Raw genomic sequence first — 19,191 nt, forward strand, 5'->3', positions numbered from 1 at the left:
GAAAAAACATGGCGACATATTTTATTGGAATAGACGTAGGAACCGGCAGCGCCCGCGCAGGCGTCTTCGATATGACCGGCCGCATGGTCGGCCAGGCCAGCCGTGAGATCACGCTGTACCGCCCGAAAGCCGATTTCGTCGAACAGTCTTCCGATGAGATTTGGCAATCCGTCTGTAACGCCGTAAAAGACGCGGTTAATCAGGCAGATATCAATCCTATTCAGGTGAAAGGCATCGGTTTTGACGCCACTTGTTCGCTGGTGGTGCTGGATAAAGAAGGTAAACCGCTGACCGTCAGCCCGTCCGGGCGAAGCGAGCAGAACATTATTGTATGGATGGATCACCGTGCTATCACGCAGGCAGAACGCATCAATGCCACCGGCCACCGCGTGCTGGAATTTGTCGGCGGAATCATCTCACCAGAAATGCAGACGCCAAAACTGCTGTGGCTGAAGCAACACATGCCGACGACCTGGAGCAACGTCGGGCATCTGTTCGACCTGCCTGATTTTCTTACCTGGCGCGCCACGCAGGACACCACGCGTTCGTTGTGCTCTACCGTCTGCAAATGGACGTATATCGGTCACGAAGACCGCTGGGACTCAAGCTATTTCCGCCAGATCGGTCTGGAAGATTTGCTGGAAAACAACGCGTCAAAAATCGGTAGTGAAGTAAAAACCATGGGTGAGCCGCTGGGGCATGGATTAACTCAGCGCGCCGCTGCAGAAATGGGGTTGATTGCCGGTACGGCGGTCAGCGTCTCCATTATTGATGCCCACGCGGGTAGCCTCGGCATTCTGGGTGCCAGCGGCGTATCCGGCGAATCAGCGGATTTCGATAATCGCATCGCGCTGATTGGCGGGACATCCACCGCTCATATGGCGATGTCGCGTAGCGCGCGCTATATCGGTGGGATCTGGGGGCCATATTATTCGGCGATTCTGCCGGATTACTGGCTGAATGAAGGCGGACAATCGACTACCGGCGCGTTAATTGATCATGTCATTCAGTCACACCCGTGTTATCAGGATTTACTCAAACAGGGAAAAGACAGCGGCAAAACGATTTATGAAATTCTGAATGGTATTTTGCGCAAAATGGCGGGTGAGCCAGAAAATATCGCGTTCCTGACCAAAGACATTCATATGTTGCCCTATTTCCACGGCAACCGCTCACCGCGTGCTAATCCAACACTCACGGGCACGTTGACTGGCCTGAAATTGTCTCGCACGCCGGAAGACATGGCGCTGCATTATCTCGCCACCATTCAGGCGCTGGCGCTCGGCACTCGTCATATTATTGAAACCATGAACCAGAGTGGTTATTGCATTGATACCATGATGGCGAGTGGTGGCGGCACTAAAAACCCGATTTTTGTGCAGGAGCATTCCAACGCGACAGGCTGCGCAATGCTGTTGCCGGAAGAGAGTGAAGCGATGTTGCTCGGCAGCGCCATGATGGGCACCGTTGCAGCGGGTGTCTATGATTCGCTGCCGGAAGCCATGGCTGCAATGAGCCGTATTGGTAAAACCATCACACCTCAGACCAACAAAATTAAAGAGTATTACGATCGTAAATACCGCGTATTCCACGAGATGTATCACGACAGCATGAAATATCGTGACCTGATGCAGGGGAAAACCGAATGAATGCGGAAGAAGAATTTACTCAGGCATGTCAGGCCTGGCAGACCTATAGCGAGGAATTACTGGCGTTACAGCGTAATCTTGATGCCGAAACCTGGCATCAGCTCCTGATGCTGGTTACCGGATGTCACGGTAAAATTGTTGTGACCGGTGTTGGCACCTCGGGCATTGCCGCGCGGAAAATCGCCCATATGCTGGCGTGCGTCGAACAACCGGCAGTGTACCTCAACGCTACCGATGCAGCCCACGGTGACCTGGGATTTATGCGCAACAACGACCTGATGATCCTGATTTCACGTGGCGGTAATTCTGAAGAACTGACGCGCCTGCTGCCGACGCTTAAAACCAAAGGCGTTGCTATCATCAGCGTGACGGAAAACTTGGACTCAGCGATTGCCGACGCCGCTACGCTGGTGGTGAAAACGCATATTCAGCGGGAGATCGACCCGCTTAATATGCTGGCTACCACTTCTATCATGCTGGTGCTGGCGGTGTTCGATGCGCTGTGCTGTAACATCATGCTGCGTAACGGCTTCGATCAGCAGCGGCTGCTCAACGTCCATCCGGGCGGAAATGTCGGCAAAATACTGCGCGAACAGGATATGTGATCGACACCTTCATCCTGTAATTTCTTCCGCTAATAACATGCCAACACTACTTAATCATTTGAGGAGTGATACCCGATCGACATCACTCCATAAAACCGTTAATGCTGACTTCAGGCAGTGGTATTAATGTTGCGCCCAATTGCAGGGTTTGCAGGCAACTGAGGAATCGAATCCAGAATGCCGCTCGCCATCGATTGCTGATTATCTAATGTCTTTTTCAGTACTAACGTGCTTATTTTATTAGCCAGTTCCATGTTATCAAGGCCGGTAGCCAGTGATGTAATTTGTGATACATCCATCTTGCTCTCCTGATTAATACGAATATTGAGTACAAAAACAGTTTTTAAAAGCCTGAAAGGCTTATCGGCATTTGCACGCATTACTTTAACGTTCATTCATAAGGCGATTCCGCAGAATCGCCCCTCAAGCCACTCACCGCATTATGAATGTCTGCGAGGCCAGCACCACAACAAAGCTCAGCTGCAGCAGGCTGTAAGCCACAGCGGTACTGACGTGGTCAGAAATCAGCCTGATGAAATAGGGCATAATCGCGCAATGAATTGCGCCGCTACACTGTGTGCTCTCGGTAATTAGCCCCGTTAAAGAAAATCATGATCATCATCACAATATATAGAGTCGAACACAATTAAATAATGGACTCAATATTTGAAAACGCACGTCATTAATCTGATTAATAAAAAATCCCTTCACTAATTGGATATCAGCAGCCACACTGTCAACCTAATTAATTTAGCCTACAGAATAAACAGTGACATTGGATGTTTTTTATATGAATATTTCGCAATAAAACACAACATAAATGCATATAGAAGAAAGCTTCAATTTTTGCGGATGGCTTGTAAACAGTCCTTAACGCTATCAACACAGCTCTGTAGATGAGAGACATGCAATGTACTCTAACTCAATATGGATCATGTTAGAAAAGTCAGTCAATATCATCGGGCTACTGTATATTAATGCGCTGATGGCAAAATACGTTGGCCCTGAAGACTATGGCAAAATAAACATTTCAACTTCTCTGTTTATATTTGTGCAAACGCTATCGTGGTTTGGCGGTCAGAACATCATCTTTAAACGCATGAGTGAAAAGAGTAAGTCTGGGATCGCATTAGCGATACACACACGAAATCAACGGCGATTTTTCTTTCTCCTGTCATCAAGCGCGGTGTTGATCTACCTCTACTTCTTCACTGACATCATTGTGTTTCTATTTGGTATGGCCAACTGTATTGCCACTTACTACATTGTGATGGACTTCTTTTCCATCTACAACAACACGCAATTAAAATCAAAAATAAACACTATCACCAATGTGATCGGCTTATCTGTTGCCTTGTTGATTCGATTCTCTATTTCATACTTCAAAATGCCCGTGTACTACTTCACCATTCCTATTATTATCATCCCGCTCATACCTTATTTCCTGCGTCTTATCTATTTTAACTACACCACAAAAGTAAATGAGAATCGTAAAGGCGCCGGAATGTATAACCGTCATATGTTATTCACCGGCGGTGCGCTGATTTTATCAAGTCTATCGGCTGACATCTATACGCAGATATCGAGCATTTTTTTGGCAAAAATCCTTTCTTACTCAAATCTGGGCGTGTATAGCGTCGCGTTAACCATAGGAGGTGCCTGGTCATTTATCGTATTGGCATTAATAACAAGCTTCTTCTCAAAGATATACAGTGAAAAAGATCAAATCACCGTTGAAATGCTACTCATTAAAATCAACCGAATTGTCATCTTGTGTTCGCTTATAGCGTTAGCTGGATTCTACTTTTTTGGTGAATACTTCATCCATTTATTGTATGGCGATAAGTATATGGATTCCGTGAGTATCATTCCCATCATTATCATCGGCACTATGTTCTCTGCATTAGGTACAATTTGTTATCGCTATATGATCAAAGAGTCCGGATACAGTTACCTGGCTAAAAAGATGTTTTTATGTTGTGTCTTAACCATACCGCTTTCATGGCTAATGATTAATTCCTTCGGCATTAATGGGGCCGCATACTGTTTTTTGATCGTTGAGATTATGTCTTGCACTTTACTCAATTACTTCTTCAGAAATAAAACAATCATCAAAATGCATCTTAACATTTTCAAACTGAGATAATTTTAATGAAAATGATAAAACACACAGTCAAATCAGCGTTAAAAATCAGCGCATATATGTACCCAGAATTTTGCGCTAAAACACATTACTATATTAAGTTCAAGAAAAAGCTGAACTTAACCAATCCAATCAATTTCAATGAAAAAATTCAGTGGCTCAAATTCAATGAGTTAAATGGCGACATTTATACCTTGTGCGCGGACAAGTATAAGGTTCGGGAGTATGTGATAGCGAAAGGGTGTGGTGAAATCCTGAATGAACTCTACGGCGTGTATGATGACCCAATGGATATTGACTACCGCGCATTACCCAATAAATTCGCACTTAAGTGTAACCATGGCGCAGGTTACAACATAATCTGTGATAGCAAAGCATCGCTGGACATTGAAAAAACCAACAAGCAACTCAGTAAGTGGTTGAAGCAGGATTTCTCCTCCCATTTCATTGAGCCGCAGTATAAGAAAATTGACCGTAAAATCTTATGCGAAAAATACATTGAGAATGAACGTGGTGGATTCCCAGAGGATTATAAATTCTACTGTTTCAATGGAAAACCTTATGCGGTAATGGTGTGCATGGAGCGAGAGAAAGGTACACCTAAATTCTACTATTTTGATATGAACTGGCATCCGCTTCCCTTTGAAGATACTGTTGAATTAATCAATACCAACAGCTATCCAAAAATGCCGGAAGGTTTCAATAACATGAAAGAGTATGCGGTTAAACTGGCCGCTGATTTTAAATTTGTTCGTGCTGACTTCTACCTTCTCAACGGTAAGGTTATTTTTGGCGAATTGACATTTACGCCCTCTGCGGGACTCGATGTGACACTGCAGGAAGCCGATGCTATTTTAGGCAGCCAGCTAAAGTTGTAGTTTCAAAGTGATTGATTTACCTCCTTTCGTAACAGGTGCGCATCAATGCGCACCCTACAAAAACCTCGCCAAACTGCCTAAGGGTCGCCATTGGTGGCGACCGATGCATACGCCACCCATCCCCTGCCTGCTACAGCGTCTATACTGATAAGTATGAATAAATAATCTGCAGATAACCGATATCAGAATGGTTACTGAATTTTTTGACTTATCTGACAACCACGGTTGTTGGCTTAATAAAAGGGAAAGTAATGCCATTATTATTTGATGAGTTATCTGGTGCCCCAACATGGGTGCCTGCTGTTATGCTTGTCACTCTCTCACTCGCAATAGGATTTCTGGCGCGATTTATTCTCCTTAGATTTATTCGCTACTGGCAAAAACGTGACAGAAAACTGTTCAAGTCACTGGAAAAGCATCTGCGCGGGTCGCTGTTTCTGTTTATCCCTTTACTGTTAATTAGTGCTGGACTTAATTATGTTAATATCCAGCCAGGATCTCTGAGCTTTATTACCACCACCGTTAATATTTTCATTATCTTATCCTTCTGCTCGGTGCTTATTCGATTGATCAATGTGGCGCAGGATATGCTATTTATTCGCTATGACATCAATCTTTCGAATAACCTTCGTGCGCGAAAAATTCGCACGCAGATAATGTATGTGAAAAAAGTCGCGATTGTCGTACTGGTGACACTGTGTCTTTCGCTAATTTTGCTCAGTTTCCCTGGCGTGCGAAAATTCGGCACGACCATTCTCGCCGGTGCCGGCGTTGCCGGTATAATCATTGGCTTTGCTCTGCAGAAATCGCTGGTTAACCTGTTCGCCGGGATTCAGATCGCCTTTACCCAACCGATAAAAATTGATGATGCTGTGGTGGTGGAAAATGAATGGGGCTGGATTGAAGAGATCAACCTGACTTATGTTGTGGTGCGTATTTGGGATCTGCGTCGTTTAGTTTTGCCCATAACCTACTTTACCGAAAATGCCTTCCAGAACTGGACGCGCAATAACGCCCAAATATTAGGCTCTGTTTTTCTTTACCTTGATTATTCGATGCCATTAGATCCTCTACGTAAGCATTTTGAAAAAGTCCTCAGTGAAACTAAACTCTGGGATCAACAAACTCAGGTGCTTCAGGTTACGGATACCACTGACAAAACCATGACCATCAGATTATTAATGACGGCGCAGAATTCCCCCACCGCCTTTGATTTACGCTGTTACGTGCGGGAAAAGATGATTGAGTTTATTCAGCAAAATTATCCGCAGAGTCTTCCTCATGTGCGGGCGACATTGACTGATGCCGGGTTTAGAGAGGCGAGTCAATGAAGTTGTTGTGGAAAATCTTATACAGCACATGCTCAGCTAGCACGTGATCGGCAGGTAACGCGGGATGGAGAAAGGTAGTGCGTTTCTGCATCCCCAATCGCTGCATCAGCTTCTCAGATGGCGTGTTATGAGTACTGGTGAACGAAACGACCTCGGGAAGATGCAAAACATTAAACGCGTAAGCCAACGATGCCTGGGCGGCCTCTTTGGCGATTCCCTGCCCCCAGAACTTTTTATTGATACGCCAGCCAATTTCCGTGCAGGGAGAAAAATCGAAGCGATCTGGCTGCTGTGCTAAACCCACGCTGCCGACAAATTCGCCGGTGGCTTTCATCTCAACGGCCCAAAAACCCCAACCCTGGTTTGCACCAATCATCGCCTTAAATCTTGCAACGACGTTGTCGCTTTCCTGACGACTCAGCGTTTTCGGGAAATACTTCATCACTTCGGGATCGGCATTGAGTTCGGCAAAGGGTTGTAAGTCTGTTTGCTGCCATTGTCGGAGGATCAGGCGGTTTGTCTCTAACATGGTAAATTTTCCCTTAAACGATATCCGATTCCTTAAGTTTACCTAACAGCCTTCGCTATAAACAAATTACACGGCCCCTTTCCTTTCATGAAAATCGATATCACCAATCGCAGGCGTTGTAGCAGCAATTCCTGATAGTCTGCTGATGTCATGTTCATTTTAAAAGGAGCATCAGTAATGGCAGCAAAAGAACACCATTATCAGGTCACGGTGCGCTGGACCGGCAACCGCGGCAACGGCACCGCATCTTATACCGCTTACGATCGTAACGCGGAGCTGATTGCCGCTGGCAAAGAGACGATAGCGCTAAGCGCCGATCCAGCGTTTCGCGGGGATGCGACGCGCTGGAATCCGGAAGAGTTATTGCTGGCTTCGGCCTCGGCATGCCACAAATTGTGGTATCTGCATTTATGTTCTGACGCCGGAATTGTGGTGGAAGCTTATGAAGATGCAGCGGAAGGGACAATGATTGAGGGCACGCGCGGTCGGTTTACCAACATCACGTTGAAACCGCGCATTGCGCTGCGCGATCCGGCGGATGCGGACCGCGCGCGTGAACTGCATCATCAGGCCCACGAAGCCTGCTTTATTGCTAACTCGCTTAACTTCCCAGTGAACTGCGAACCCGAGTTCGTGTAATTCAGGCCGCGCCGGCCAGCGACGGTTGCCACAAGCGCACGCCGTTGCGTCCGGCGCGTTTCACCTCATACAGCGCTTCATCGGCATGCCGCAACCAGTGACGTATGGATTCTGCATGCGCTGCCGATGCAATACCTATACTTACCGAACAACGAAACTCCGCCGATGCCGGTAAACGCACCTGCGCAATCTTCTCCTGCAAACGTTGGGCCAGCGCCACCACCGATTCGTCGCTGGCATGATGCACAATCACGCCTAGCTCATCGCCGCCAAAACGCGCCGGAATATCCTGCAATCCCACATGATTTCGCAGCAGCGATGAAATTTCCGCCAGCAGGAAATCCCCCGCCTCGTGTCCCCACGTATCGTTTACCGATTTGAAATAATCGAGATCTATAAGCAGTAAATAGCCAGCGCTGTCGCCACGACGCGTGCTGAGAAATTCGCTCTCCAGCCGACGTTCAAACAAGCGACGATTGGGAATCCCCAGACCGGGATCCATCAGCGCAATGCGCTCCAGCTCGCGGTTGCGTTTGCGCAGTTGCCAGGTGAGATTGTACGAGGTGACGCTGAGTACCAGCATGTAGCAGGTTGCCAGCGGCAGGCTCAGCCAGACGGTTCGCGTGCTGAACGCCAAATCAACGCCTGCGCCATCTACCAGCCATACCAGCACAAAGGCGCAGAGAAATGCCTGCATCGCTGCAATCAACTGGGCAGCACCGCCCGCTGCATAGCGGTCCGAGGCTAGCACCGCCATGATGACAAAGGAAGGCAGCGGACTCAGCGCCATCAGCGCTACCCAAATGCCACCAAAGGCGGCATCAAGGGTTAAGTTGTGTCGCTCGGTGGCGGTGGAATCTTCGGCCCGCAGCGCGCGCTGATATGCCAGCCACGGCCAGAGAAACGCATTGACAAATAACAGGGCGCTAAACGCCAGGCCACGATCCCGCTCCATCAGTACCGAGAGAATCGGGAAAAAACATAACATCGTGCCGAGCTGACGCATGATAAACATGCGGCGGACGAAGCGTTGGGAGCGCCGCTTCAAATGGCTATCGTCAGGTGAGTAGTAGTTCATGCAAGGAAAGTATCAGGACGACAAGAATTGCAGTTTAACGGGAAATATCGGCGGCAGGTCGCTTTATTTTAAGAATATTTACCTTGCATTTCTGCGGCCGAAAAAAAGTATTGCAAGCTGACCCAAAGAAAGACCGTGGAAGTAAATCTGGAGCTACTTCCACGCTGTTTTTCTAAAGTGCAGCACCTTGCAGGCGGAACTGCGACACCAATCGCTCCAGCATCAGCGCCTGCTCTTCCAGGGAGTTCGCCGAGTGCGAAGAGGCGCTCACCAGCGTGGCGTTCTGCTGCGTGGTGGTATCCAGCTCGCCGACCGCGCGGGCAATTTGCTCGATTCCGCGGCTCTGTTCATCCGACGCCGCGGAAATCTCTTCCATAATTTGATTCACACGCGCAATGCTGCCGAGAATCTGATCCATGGTTTCACCGGCGCGCGCCACCTGCTGATGGCCATTGCTGATGCGTCCGACCGATTCATTGATCAACTGTTCGATGTCTTTCGCCGCCCCGGCGCTGCGCTGTGCCAGATTGCGCACTTCGCTGGCGACCACGGCAAAACCGCGTCCCTGCTCGCCGGCACGCGCGGCTTCTACCGCCGCGTTCAGTGCGAGGATGTTGGTCTGGAACGCGATGCTGTTAATCACGGCGGTGATATCGGCAATCTTCTTCGAGCTGTCAGAGATTTCGCCCATGGTGTTCACCACATCACGCACCGCGATGCCGCCTTTATTGGCGTTGTACGAGGCTTCCGCCGCAATCTGACTCGCCTGTCGCGCATTGGCGGCGTTGTTTTTCACCGTGGCGGTGAGTTGCTCCATGCTGGCAGCGGTTTCCACCACCGCCGCCGCTTGTTGTTCGGTGCGTGAAGACAAATCGAGGTTGCCTTGATTAATGGCGCTGGCCGCCTGCGATACACTGCTAACGCTGCTCAGCACATCGCCGATCATGCTGCGCAGCCGTTCGTTCATGCGTCCCATCGCCGAAGTCAGCTTGCCGAACTCATCATGCCGATCGGTGGCAAACTGCGAGCTGAGATCGCCATTGGCAATGCGCTCCGCCAGTTCGAGGTTATGGAATACCGGACGCGTGATCTGACGAATGATGTACCACGCCACCAGCACGCCGAACAAAATCGCCAGACCACCAATCAGCAGCGAAATTGCCGCCGAGCCGTTGGCCAATTCATCGTTACGCGCTTTGACGATGGTAATGATCTGTTTGATCGCTGCACTGCTCTTGTCGCCCGCCACTTTGACGGTGTCTTCCGCCGCACGCAGCTGGCCATAGGCATCCGCCGCTTGCAGACTCAGGCTTTTGAATTTCTCGGTGTCCTGCCACAGTGCGGTGAATTCGCCCTGCTGTTCCGGCGGCAACTGCGCCAGCAGCGCTTTCATGCCTTGATCCGCCTGCTGGAAATGATTCTCCAGCGTTTTACGCAGCGCATCGCTGACGTTAAAACGCAGCGCCCAGGCTTCTTCGCGCACATTGCTGATAGCGAACAGCTGCTGGTAAATTTGATTGGTAAGTTCAGGATTAGTAACCGGTGTGCGAATCAGTTGGGTGTAGCGCGAAGTCATATCTTGCCGGCTTAAAGCGTCAAGTTGCGAGCGCAGGCTATTGAGTTGCTGCGTGGCTTGCGTCATCGCGCCAATGCTGTTCTGGAAACTGGCGAGGTGCGTTCCCAGTTCATCCACCCGCGCTCTGGCACCTTCCGACCATGAAAGCTGCTTCGCATCGCTGGTGAGTTGCTGCGCATGCGTGACGTAATTTGCCATCACCTGGCCGGATTTGTCATCGCCATACAGATATTTGAGGCGGTTAATTTTGGCCTGGAACACTTCAATGTTGATGTCATAAATCAGGTTGGTTTTCTGATAGATGTCATGAATGGCGTTAAAGCGCTGCACGCTTAATCCGGTTGCCAGCGCCACTAACAACAACACGATGCCGAATCCTGCCGACAGCTTACGCGTGATGCGCACGTTACGTAATCGGGATACCAGCCCCATCTTCCCTGCTCCTGCGTTAATTATTTTTGTATGGTTTGTAAGGGAGTTATCGGAGCGTTGCGGGAAATGTTTATTCAGGATGGTGCAAAAAGTGATTGCAGGATGTGACGCGCTATTGAGAGCAGTGCGCAAAATTTAGGGGCAAACCTGTTGCGCTAACTGGCTAAAACCTAAACGGGGTGGTAACCCCATCACCCACGACTTTTCTTTTTTTCCTGACTAACCCAAACCAGCTCGTTAGCAAAAGTTTGCTCTACTGGTTAGCATTTCACATTAAAGTATGTTGTAACTATATGAGCTAAAATCTACGTTTGTCGAAAATATTGGTCTGTCTTGCTTTAAAATTCAATGATATCAGCAGTTTGTGTCTCGGCAAAGATGGCGATTTCAGGATGAACTCGCCTGCGGAAAAGCGCAGGCGTTAATGGTTTTACCAGCGTGTCGCTTGCATATCGATAACGAAACGATATTTCACATCGCCCTTCAACATGCGCGCGAAGGCTGTTTCGATCTCTTGACCGGCAATCACTTCAATATCGGCAGTAATATTATGTTTGCCGCAGAAATCCAGCATCTCCTGAGTTTCCTGAATGCTGCCAATCGATGAGCCGCTAATGCTCAAACGACGATTTACCAGCGGCGTCACATTTGGAGACTGGTGCGGTTGCTCCGGGATACCCACCAGCACCAGGCGACCGTTGGTTTTCAGCGTGGCAAGGTAAGGATCGAGATCGTGCGGAGCCGAGACGCAGTCTACGATGAAATCCAGTGAAGTTTGCGCGGCGGCCATCTGCCCGGCGTCACGTGAAACCACCACGCGCGTCGCACCCAAGCGCAGCGCATCTTCACCTTTGCCGGGTGAAGTGGTGAAAAGCGTGACTTCCGCGCCCATTGCGCTCGCCAGCTTAACTGCCATATGCCCTAATCCGCCCAAACCGACTACGCCAACTTTATCGCCGGCTTTTACGTTAAAGTGACGCAGCGGCGACCATACGGTAACGCCCGCACACAACAGCGGTGCAACGCCAGACAGTGGCAAGGTTTGCGGTACGGACACCACAAAGTGCTGATCGACCACCACATTCTGCGCATAGCCGCCCCACGTGCTGTCGCCGGTGTATTTGTCGATGCCGTTATAGGTCGCCACAAAGCCGGATTCACAATATTGCTCTTCTTGCTGCTGACAGAAATGGCATTCGCGGCAGGAATCGACCATTACGCCGACGCCAACTACATCACCGGCTTTGAAATTCGTTACGTCCGCGCCGGTTTCAACAACGCGTCCGACAATTTCATGTCCCGGCACCAGCGGATAGCGGCTGACCGCCCATTCGTTACGGGCCATGTGCAGATCCGAATGGCACACACCGCAATACAGAATTTCAATTTTGACATCCTGCTGTTGCAGCGGTCGCAATGCAATCTGGCCTGAAGAGAGCGGTTGGACCGCGTCGTGCGCGACTAATGCATTGATTTTCATAAGGCCTCCGAAATGAGTTGGCTTTGGCTAGCTGAAGGCGGCAGACTATAGTGAACATGGTGCAAAATTGATAGTAGTTACCTTTTGGTAACCATTCAGGAGAAGAGAACTATGCCCGCGATGGTAGACGGTAAACTGTTTTTTTATGCGGATTCGCCGCCGCGACGGTTAATGGATCTGTTTTCGGTGAAATGGAGCAGCATGGTTCTGCATGCGCTCTATCATTGGCCTAACCATCGCGCGCGCACCGGCGAGCTTCAGCGCAGCCTACAGGGAATTTCGAAGAAGATGCTGTTTCAGACGTTGAAAGAGCTGGAGCAGCGCGGGCTGATTGCGCGTCACGTTTATGATGTGGTGCCGCCGAAAGTCGATTATCGCCTAACACCGCTCGGCATGACGTTCGCGGCACCGATCGAGCAGATGTATCAATGGGGGCTGGAGAATCAGGCGGCGCTGGATGAGATGGAAGCCCACTTTCGCGCTGCTACGGACGTGCCATCAGCCGCGCCACACATTCCCGATCGTGCTGCTGACGCGGATTAAACACCACCAGGCTTAAACCCGGTTTACCTTCAACCGCAAAGGTGCTGTATTCCAGCTCGAGCACGCCTTCGTCCGGCAGCCACAGCTGTTTAATACCTTCGCCATGCTGACTCACTTCCTGTGATTGCCACAGCTGGCGGAAGGTGTCGCTCATCTCGCACAGCTCCTCCACTAGCGCGCGCACATGCTCGCTGGCGCCGGTGCGCGCCACATCTGCGCGGAAGTTGGCCACCATGCCGCGTGTCACTTTATGCCAGTCCGGCAGACGCTTTTTCATCTCCTCGTTGCGAAACATCATCAGCAGGATATTGCGCTGGGCAGGCGGCAGTTCAGCGTAATCGACAAACACTTTGGTTGCCGCACGGTTCCACGCCACCACTTGCCACTCTGCGGTTTTGACCAGCGCTGGCGTGTTCTCCATGCTGTCGAGCACGCGCTGCAGCGATGGCGAAACATCCACGCCCGCCTGCCATGTCACGCCAGGCAGACGATTTTGCGCCAGCAAAAACAGATGATCGCGCTCGGCGGCGCTCAGCTCTAATGCGCGGGCTAAGCGTTCCAATACTTCTTCCGATGGCGCGCCGCCTCTGCCCTGCTCCAGCCACGTATACCAGGTAGTGCTGACACACGCGCGCACCGCCACTTCTTCCCGGCGCAGGCCCGGCGTGCGGCGACGAAGTAGGGTGTAACCAAGTTTCGCCGCATCCAGCCGCTGGCGACGTTCACGCAGATAGTTGCCGAGCAGGTTGTCATCTTGGGGAGTCATGCCTTTATCCTGTTAGTGCGTATACCAGTATAAGCTCACGACTTTTCGTCGCGTTGCAGACTTTTATGATAGTGCTTCAACTTTGAAAAAGTGGAGCACCAATATGCGTATTTTTGTGACCGGGGCGAGCGGCTTTATCGGTTCCGCCATTGTGAAAAAACTGCAGGCACGCGGTTATCAGGTGCAAGGTCTGGCGCGCAGCGAAGTTTCCGCAGAAAAACTTCAGCAGCAAGGTGTGCAGGTAATTCGCGGCGATCTGCAAGATCTCGACGGCCTGCGTAAGGCGGTCGAACAGAGCGATGGCGTGATCCACGCAGGATATATTCATGATTTCAGCCGCATGGATCATGCCGCCGAGGTCGACCAACGCGCGATTCAGGCGATGGGTGACGTATTGGCAGGTTCAGATCGCCCGCTGATTGTCACCACCGGCACCGCGCTGGTGTCGCCGGGACGTCTCGCCACCGAACAGATTCAACCAGCAGCGGGCGCGCATCCACGTTCCAACTCCAACGTCGCCGCGCTGGCGCTGGCCGACAGCGGTGTGCGCGTGGCGCTGGTGCGTTTACCGCCAACCGTACATGGCGCAGGCGATCACGGATTTATTCCGATGATCATCAATATGGCGAAGGAAAAAGGCGCAGCGGTGTATGTCGGCGAGGGTGAGAATCGCTGGCCCGCGGTGCATCGCGATGATGCCGCTGAACTGTTTTGCCTCGCGGCTGAAAAAGCTGAGCCGGGCGCGATTCTGCATGCAGTGCAGGAAGAAGGGGTGCCATTCCGGCAGATTGCCGAAACCATCGGCACCGGATTATCACTGCCGGTGAAAAGCCTGACGCTGGAAGAAGCAAAAGCGTGGTTAGGCTGGATGGCATTTTTCGCCTCTACCGATAATCCGTCATCCAGCGCGTGGACGCGTCAGACGTTTAACTGGCAGCCGAGCGGGCCGGAGTTATTGCAGGATATGCGTGAAGGCGGGTACTTTGCATAAGGTTTAAAAGAATGAGTAGCGCACCTTGATTGGTGCGCTTATGTCTACTTTCATTATCAGAAATTTCAAAAATATGGCGCAGTTAAAAAAAGAGAATTGGTATGTTAACTTTCATATTCATATCATGAATATGATAATCATCAGGGATAATATATCGATCATTCAGATTACCTGGCTCAAGTTCTTTCATTACAAAACTTTCAACTTCTTGCTTATAAGTTGCATCATCCTCGATCTCTTCAAGCCCTTCTATTTCCTTAATAAGGGCATGCAAGCCAGTCAAACACTTTTCAAAATCCATTATAGCTTTGCCAGAAGAATCGCAAATGCTAATACCATGCCCTCGGCGTTTAAGCCAGGAGAACAATAAAACCCCAGTTGCCGCATCAAAATTACTCGTCGCATCGTGTTGAGCAGGGTAACGGACCAACCTCTCAAATAAAATAAACTCGGTCACTTCTCGCCACCAAGGATAATGCTGCTGTTGCACTCTAATAATGGTTTGGCAATCAACTTTTATTTCTTCTAAAACACCTACCCAAAAATTCATTTTAACGTGAATATTTTTATTAAAAGGACGGGGTCCGCAGTGGTGATAATAGTCGTGCAAGTATCCCCATACCGAGCGCGCTGCATAGCAATTCTCTGCGCTTAGTAAATGAGATAATTTCCCTTCAAACTCCAATAATGATTCTACTCTACGCAATGTGTCTTTTTGATAGATAGCATGAAATTTATTAAAAAAGAACATCGCAAAATGTTGTTTAACAACCCTATTTTTTGTTTTTACGTTTTCTGGAAAGAAGACTAAGCAGTGTCCAACACTGAAACCAGAAGACGAAGCAATCAGGTGCATTGTTTGGCTGACATTTTGTGGGTGTGGTAAATTAGACATAATTGGCAGCAAGACATCGGGTTGTTTTCGTTGAGCCAAAAAGCACTCCAGCCAATATCCTTTTTCTTTATGACTATTAGGCGTAATGATTGTAGCCAGGTAAAAAGTTTTGCCGCCATCTACAGGTGGTTCATAGCTATCTAATGACCGTTTAAAACATGGTACAGTATTTAATCCAGCTTTTTCCATTCACGAAGGTCGGTATTCAATTGTAGGGCATAATCGGATTGTTTCAGAGCAGACAATATCTCACCAGCCAAACCTATAATTTCATCCAGCAAATACTCAGCTTTATCTATGTTACATACTACCGCGCCTGTAGCACTTTGCAATTTATTGAACTCATGTATTCGAGGACATAATTCAATAATAACCTTATCCTTAACCCATTCCATAAAAATACTCCTTAGCGTTTATGACCATGAAGAGTGAAACACATTGGTACTTCACCAAAGTCTTGAATGACCTTTAAATTATTATCTTGTGCAGCTTTTAATGTTGTTATACACGCGGAAGCCTTTCCACTAACACACTCCAGCGCTGCCTGTACATTACTTGATACAAAACGAACATTCTGGCTGTATGTATAAGCGAGATGGGATGGCGCAGGATGGCAAGCAATTATAATTTTTTCCATATTTGACGAACTACTATGATTTTTTGCTAATACCATGTTCCATGTTGGCATTACAAAACTATCCTGAATTTCTAAAAAGTCTAAGTTCTCAAATACAATTTGATGTAAGTCTGGATAGACGGCACATCCTAATAATAGATCATGTGTATTCTTCCTGACTTCAATGAGAGCATCCTCAAGAGTTGAATAAAGCTTAACATCACCATAAACCTTCTTACTTTCCAGCCAAAGATAACCTGCTTTCTCACAATTAGTTCCTTCTGGCCCTAAAGTGTGGATTATTATTTTACGATCCATATCATTCTCCTTAACTATGGAATCTATGAATATTTAATTTTTAGATTTTTTTGCAAATCGTTATAAAAAGATTCACAAGCTTCATGGTCAGTATGACGTGTTAAAATAAATCCTGGGTAACCTGAAAAATGAGGGTATGGAAGAACTTTATGCCCAGGCTCCATAAATTCAAAAACATATTCCACCTCAGATTTCTCACGGGCATTTGCTAATCCATCAATCTCGACAAAGATTCCATCCCCCTGCACAGGAATAATATAATTTCCGGCAGTAGATATCGGTTTTACTAATGCCCCCATTTTTTGGGAAAATTCCATACCTAAAGCGTAGCAAATAACCAACTGCAGGAAGTTTATATCCGTGCTTGCTTTCACAATATAATGTGATATTCCGGATCCACCCACGCGTGGTGCGACTTCTATAACAAAAGGCATTTGCTTTTGGTCAATACGCAGTTCCACATGTGCTGGTCCCTCATTAATTCCTAACGCCTTAACTGCACGTCTAACTTCATCTACGATTTCATCTCGCAGTTTCTCATCAATATCAGCAGGTGCAATATAAACACCTTCTTCAAAGTATGGACCTTTGCCATTACCTTTATCGCCGATTGAGAGCACTGTTACCTCACCACGATGCGAAAATGTTTCGATTGCGAACTCCGGCCCATCGATAAATGACTCAAGTAAAACACCACCCTTGTCATAGATGAAATTTTTCAATTGCGTGCGGTTAATTTCCCATACTTTATCAATAGCATTTCTCAATTCATCAGGGTTGTTAGCTCGTGTAACACCTTGACTGGAAAATCCATTAGTAGGCTTCACTACAAGCGGAAGTTTTATTTGATCAATGTCTGGGTATTCTCCTTCTTTTATCTCAATAAAGGAGGGTGTATTTAGGCCGTTATCATGCAGAACGCGCCGAGTCATATTTTTGTTTCTACATTGCTCTACTACGAATTCAGGTAAGAAAGGTAATCCCAACCTGTTAGCAATTTTAGCGGCGAAATCTAACGCCGGTTCAAATAGTGTTAAAACACCATCAATTCGGCGCACTTTATTTTCTAACATGACTATATTTAGTGCTTTATCTTCATCTTCAAACAATGGCAAAGCAATGCTTCTCACAACACCGGGAATTTCCGGCGGTGGAGACTCATTATCGTTATAAAAAAATGTAATTTCGACACCCATTGCCTTAGCTTCTTCAAACACAAATGGTAGCTTTCTATTCTGACAGATTATGGCCAGGTTTTTTTGTAGAGTTGACATTAAGAGTTTCCTTTTCGCGTTTTGGCAAAACGATTAACATTACTCCGAGAACAACAACCGCGGTGCCTATAATCACAGTCGTGGTAATATTTTCATCAAGAAGTATGAAGCCCATATACAATGCAATAACTGGGGAGATGAATAAATGAGATGTAGCTTTAGAAATATGCCAATGTTTAAGCAAAGTAATATTAAGCGTAAATCCTAATACTGATCCTATTACTGCTAAATAAAGGAGCGCTCCTAAGCTCTCCCCATAAAAGAAACGGTTACCACTTTCAATTATTAAGCTCGTAATCAAGAGTAAAAAACCACCACTCAGCATGGAAAATGCAACAAAACTAAGAAGTGGAAGAGTTTTAATATGCTTTTGAACTTTGAGCGTTATAGCGGCTGAACTGCCTATGGCTCCTAACACTGCTAACATAGCAATTATACTTTTTTCATTGCCCGGTAAAGATGCTCCTTCACCAAAAACCACACATACACCTATGATGGCAAAGAAAACACCTGATAATTGCCTTCCAGTTGCTGGCTTTCCGCGTAAGAAATGGTTTAGAAGTAGTGCATATACGCTAATTCCAGAAGCTAAAACAGCTACCAATCCACTAGGTATATATGTTGATGCCCAATAAACTGTTCCAAATGGAATCGAAAAATAAAACAGGCCGTTAGCTGCAGCAAGACTGAAAACGGCGTAATTAATATAAATCCTTTTACTTAAAATCAAATAAAAAATAATAATTACACTTGCAATCAAAAACCGCATCCCTGCTGACCACAATGGAAGGCTATTATTTAGCCCAAGCTTTTGCAATGCCCATGTTGTGCCTCCAATAAAGCAAAGAAGGATGAAAAACAAATAAAAACGAATTCTTATTAGAAAGTTAAATGGAGATGACATAACTCGAGCACTCCCTGCGATGAATATTAATGCATAAGATTGAATAAAGATATCATCTTAAGATTAAAATCAATCCTCTGCGATCTAAAAGTTAATCTCAGCTTATCAAAGCATAATTAAAGCTGTAACCATTATTTAATTACTTTTAAATTAAAAGAAAAAAACACTCAGTTAATCGAGTCAGCATCGAGCATTAAATTGCCTTTCAATTATAATAATTATTTTTTCAACTGGATGAACTTATAAAAACAGAGCAATAAGTTAATTCGAGGGAATTTTCCCACCTAATTATAAGACAAGTGAAGTTATAGCAAGACGTGTTGAGGGTAAAAAAGCCCTCAAACCATTGCATTATAATGCTTTTATTTTATCAGTAAATTTCGGATTCAATTCCAATAACACTTGATTGTCTTGTATATAAAGGAAAGATTAGAACGACAACATTGGTCACTTTTGACAAATCAGGCGGGTTTATGCGTTATAACCCTTTTTCAATGAGGTATATGACGGGTACTAGTAAGTGAGATGAATTAACAACAACCAT

The 19,191-nt window shown here is 47.3% G+C and carries 19 protein-coding genes; 8 read left to right on the forward strand and 11 right to left on the reverse strand.

Annotated features, from left to right (window positions below; translation table 11 throughout):
- Positions 1-8 precede the first annotated feature (8 nt).
- On the forward strand, positions 9-1,649 hold the full coding sequence (locus IB226_RS10785) for an FGGY-family carbohydrate kinase (protein WP_101761226.1): 1,641 nt from the start codon (positions 9-11) through the stop codon (positions 1,647-1,649).
- On the forward strand, positions 1,646-2,254 hold the full coding sequence (locus tag IB226_RS10790; protein ID WP_110867098.1) for an SIS domain-containing protein: 609 nt from the start codon (positions 1,646-1,648) through the stop codon (positions 2,252-2,254). Before IB226_RS10785 ends, IB226_RS10790 begins: the two co-directional genes overlap by 4 nt.
- A 110-nt stretch (positions 2,255-2,364) precedes the next feature.
- On the opposite strand, the gene IB226_RS10795 is transcribed toward IB226_RS10790, so the two are convergent.
- The gene (locus IB226_RS10795; RefSeq protein WP_110867097.1) at positions 2,365-2,553 is read right to left on the reverse strand and encodes a YjfB family protein; all 189 of its coding nucleotides are present in this window, start codon (positions 2,551-2,553) and stop codon (positions 2,365-2,367) included.
- Positions 2,554-3,164: 611 nt separating this feature from the next.
- Here IB226_RS10795 and IB226_RS10800 point away from each other — a divergent pair.
- The 3 genes from IB226_RS10800 to IB226_RS10810 all read left to right on the forward strand — a co-directional run bounded on the left by IB226_RS10800 (position 3,165) and on the right by IB226_RS10810 (position 6,606).
- On the forward strand, positions 3,165-4,400 hold the full coding sequence (locus tag IB226_RS10800; protein WP_192235295.1) for an oligosaccharide flippase family protein: 1,236 nt from the start codon (positions 3,165-3,167) through the stop codon (positions 4,398-4,400).
- A gap of 5 nt (positions 4,401-4,405) precedes the next feature.
- Entirely contained in the window at positions 4,406-5,275 is an 870-nt protein-coding gene (locus tag IB226_RS10805; protein ID WP_101761223.1) for an ATP-grasp fold amidoligase family protein, read from the forward strand.
- A 251-nt stretch (positions 5,276-5,526) separates the two neighbouring features.
- The gene (locus tag IB226_RS10810) at positions 5,527-6,606 is read left to right on the forward strand and encodes a mechanosensitive ion channel family protein (protein WP_110867095.1); all 1,080 of its coding nucleotides are present in this window, start codon (positions 5,527-5,529) and stop codon (positions 6,604-6,606) included.
- Here IB226_RS10810 and IB226_RS10815 read toward each other — a convergent pair.
- Complete coding sequence (locus IB226_RS10815) at positions 6,587-7,135, reverse strand: GNAT family N-acetyltransferase (protein ID WP_192235297.1); 549 nt, start codon at positions 7,133-7,135, stop codon at positions 6,587-6,589. The two genes, IB226_RS10810 and IB226_RS10815, sit on opposite strands and share 20 nt — an antisense overlap.
- 177 nt (positions 7,136-7,312) lie before the next feature.
- Here IB226_RS10815 and IB226_RS10820 point away from each other — a divergent pair, with 177 nt between their 5' ends.
- A complete protein-coding gene (locus tag IB226_RS10820) occupies positions 7,313-7,774 on the forward strand; it encodes an OsmC family protein (protein ID WP_192235299.1) in 462 nt (153 codons plus the stop codon).
- Between the two features lies 1 nt (position 7,775).
- Here IB226_RS10820 and IB226_RS10825 read toward each other — a convergent pair whose 3' ends face one another.
- The 3 genes from IB226_RS10825 to IB226_RS10835 form a co-directional block, all read right to left on the reverse strand.
- Positions 7,776-8,852: a diguanylate cyclase gene (locus IB226_RS10825; RefSeq protein WP_101761219.1), complete on the reverse strand. Its 1,077-nt coding sequence runs from the start codon at positions 8,850-8,852 to the stop codon at positions 7,776-7,778.
- Positions 8,853-9,024: 172 nt separating this feature from the next.
- Positions 9,025-10,860 (reverse strand): methyl-accepting chemotaxis protein, encoded by a 1,836-nt coding sequence (locus IB226_RS10830; RefSeq protein ID WP_192235301.1) that lies wholly within the window; start codon positions 10,858-10,860, stop codon positions 9,025-9,027.
- A 430-nt stretch (positions 10,861-11,290) separates the two neighbouring features.
- Positions 11,291-12,340: an NAD(P)-dependent alcohol dehydrogenase gene (locus IB226_RS10835; protein WP_192235304.1), complete on the reverse strand. Its 1,050-nt coding sequence runs from the start codon at positions 12,338-12,340 to the stop codon at positions 11,291-11,293.
- Positions 12,341-12,451: 111 nt separating this feature from the next.
- Here IB226_RS10835 and IB226_RS10840 point away from each other — a divergent pair, with 111 nt between their 5' ends.
- Entirely contained in the window at positions 12,452-12,883 is a 432-nt protein-coding gene (locus tag IB226_RS10840) for a helix-turn-helix domain-containing protein (protein ID WP_110867090.1), read from the forward strand.
- On the opposite strand, the gene IB226_RS10845 is transcribed toward IB226_RS10840, so the two are convergent.
- Positions 12,825-13,649, reverse strand: coding sequence for a helix-turn-helix transcriptional regulator (locus IB226_RS10845; protein ID WP_192235306.1), 825 nt, complete (start codon positions 13,647-13,649; stop codon positions 12,825-12,827). The two genes, IB226_RS10840 and IB226_RS10845, sit on opposite strands and share 59 nt — an antisense overlap.
- A 103-nt stretch (positions 13,650-13,752) precedes the next feature.
- Between IB226_RS10845 and IB226_RS10850 the strand changes: the two genes are divergently transcribed.
- Positions 13,753-14,640, forward strand: coding sequence for an SDR family oxidoreductase (locus IB226_RS10850; RefSeq protein ID WP_192235308.1), 888 nt, complete (start codon positions 13,753-13,755; stop codon positions 14,638-14,640).
- An 82-nt stretch (positions 14,641-14,722) separates the two neighbouring features.
- On the opposite strand, the gene IB226_RS10855 is transcribed toward IB226_RS10850, so the two are convergent.
- The 5 genes from IB226_RS10855 to IB226_RS10875 are packed head-to-tail and all read right to left on the reverse strand — an operon-like array spanning position 14,723 to position 18,647.
- Positions 14,723-15,724 (reverse strand): DUF6421 family protein, encoded by a 1,002-nt coding sequence (locus IB226_RS10855; RefSeq protein ID WP_192235310.1) that lies wholly within the window; start codon positions 15,722-15,724, stop codon positions 14,723-14,725.
- Positions 15,706-15,930 (reverse strand): hypothetical protein, encoded by a 225-nt coding sequence (locus IB226_RS10860; RefSeq protein WP_192235312.1) that lies wholly within the window; start codon positions 15,928-15,930, stop codon positions 15,706-15,708. Before IB226_RS10860 ends, IB226_RS10855 begins: the two co-directional genes overlap by 19 nt.
- Before the next feature lie 11 nt (positions 15,931-15,941).
- Entirely contained in the window at positions 15,942-16,469 is a 528-nt protein-coding gene (locus IB226_RS10865; RefSeq protein ID WP_192235314.1) for a hypothetical protein, read from the reverse strand.
- Positions 16,470-16,492: 23 nt separating this feature from the next.
- Complete coding sequence (locus tag IB226_RS10870; protein WP_192235316.1) at positions 16,493-17,743, reverse strand: ATP-grasp domain-containing protein; 1,251 nt, start codon at positions 17,741-17,743, stop codon at positions 16,493-16,495.
- Positions 17,700-18,647 (reverse strand): DMT family transporter, encoded by a 948-nt coding sequence (locus IB226_RS10875; RefSeq protein WP_192235318.1) that lies wholly within the window; start codon positions 18,645-18,647, stop codon positions 17,700-17,702. The genes IB226_RS10870 and IB226_RS10875 overlap by 44 nt, the downstream gene beginning before the upstream one ends.
- Between the last annotated feature and the right edge of the window lie 544 nt (positions 18,648-19,191).

Source organism: Pantoea sp. PNT03, from assembly GCF_014852515.1.
GTDB classification, from domain to species: Bacteria; Pseudomonadota; Gammaproteobacteria; order Enterobacterales; family Enterobacteriaceae; genus Pantoea; species Pantoea leporis.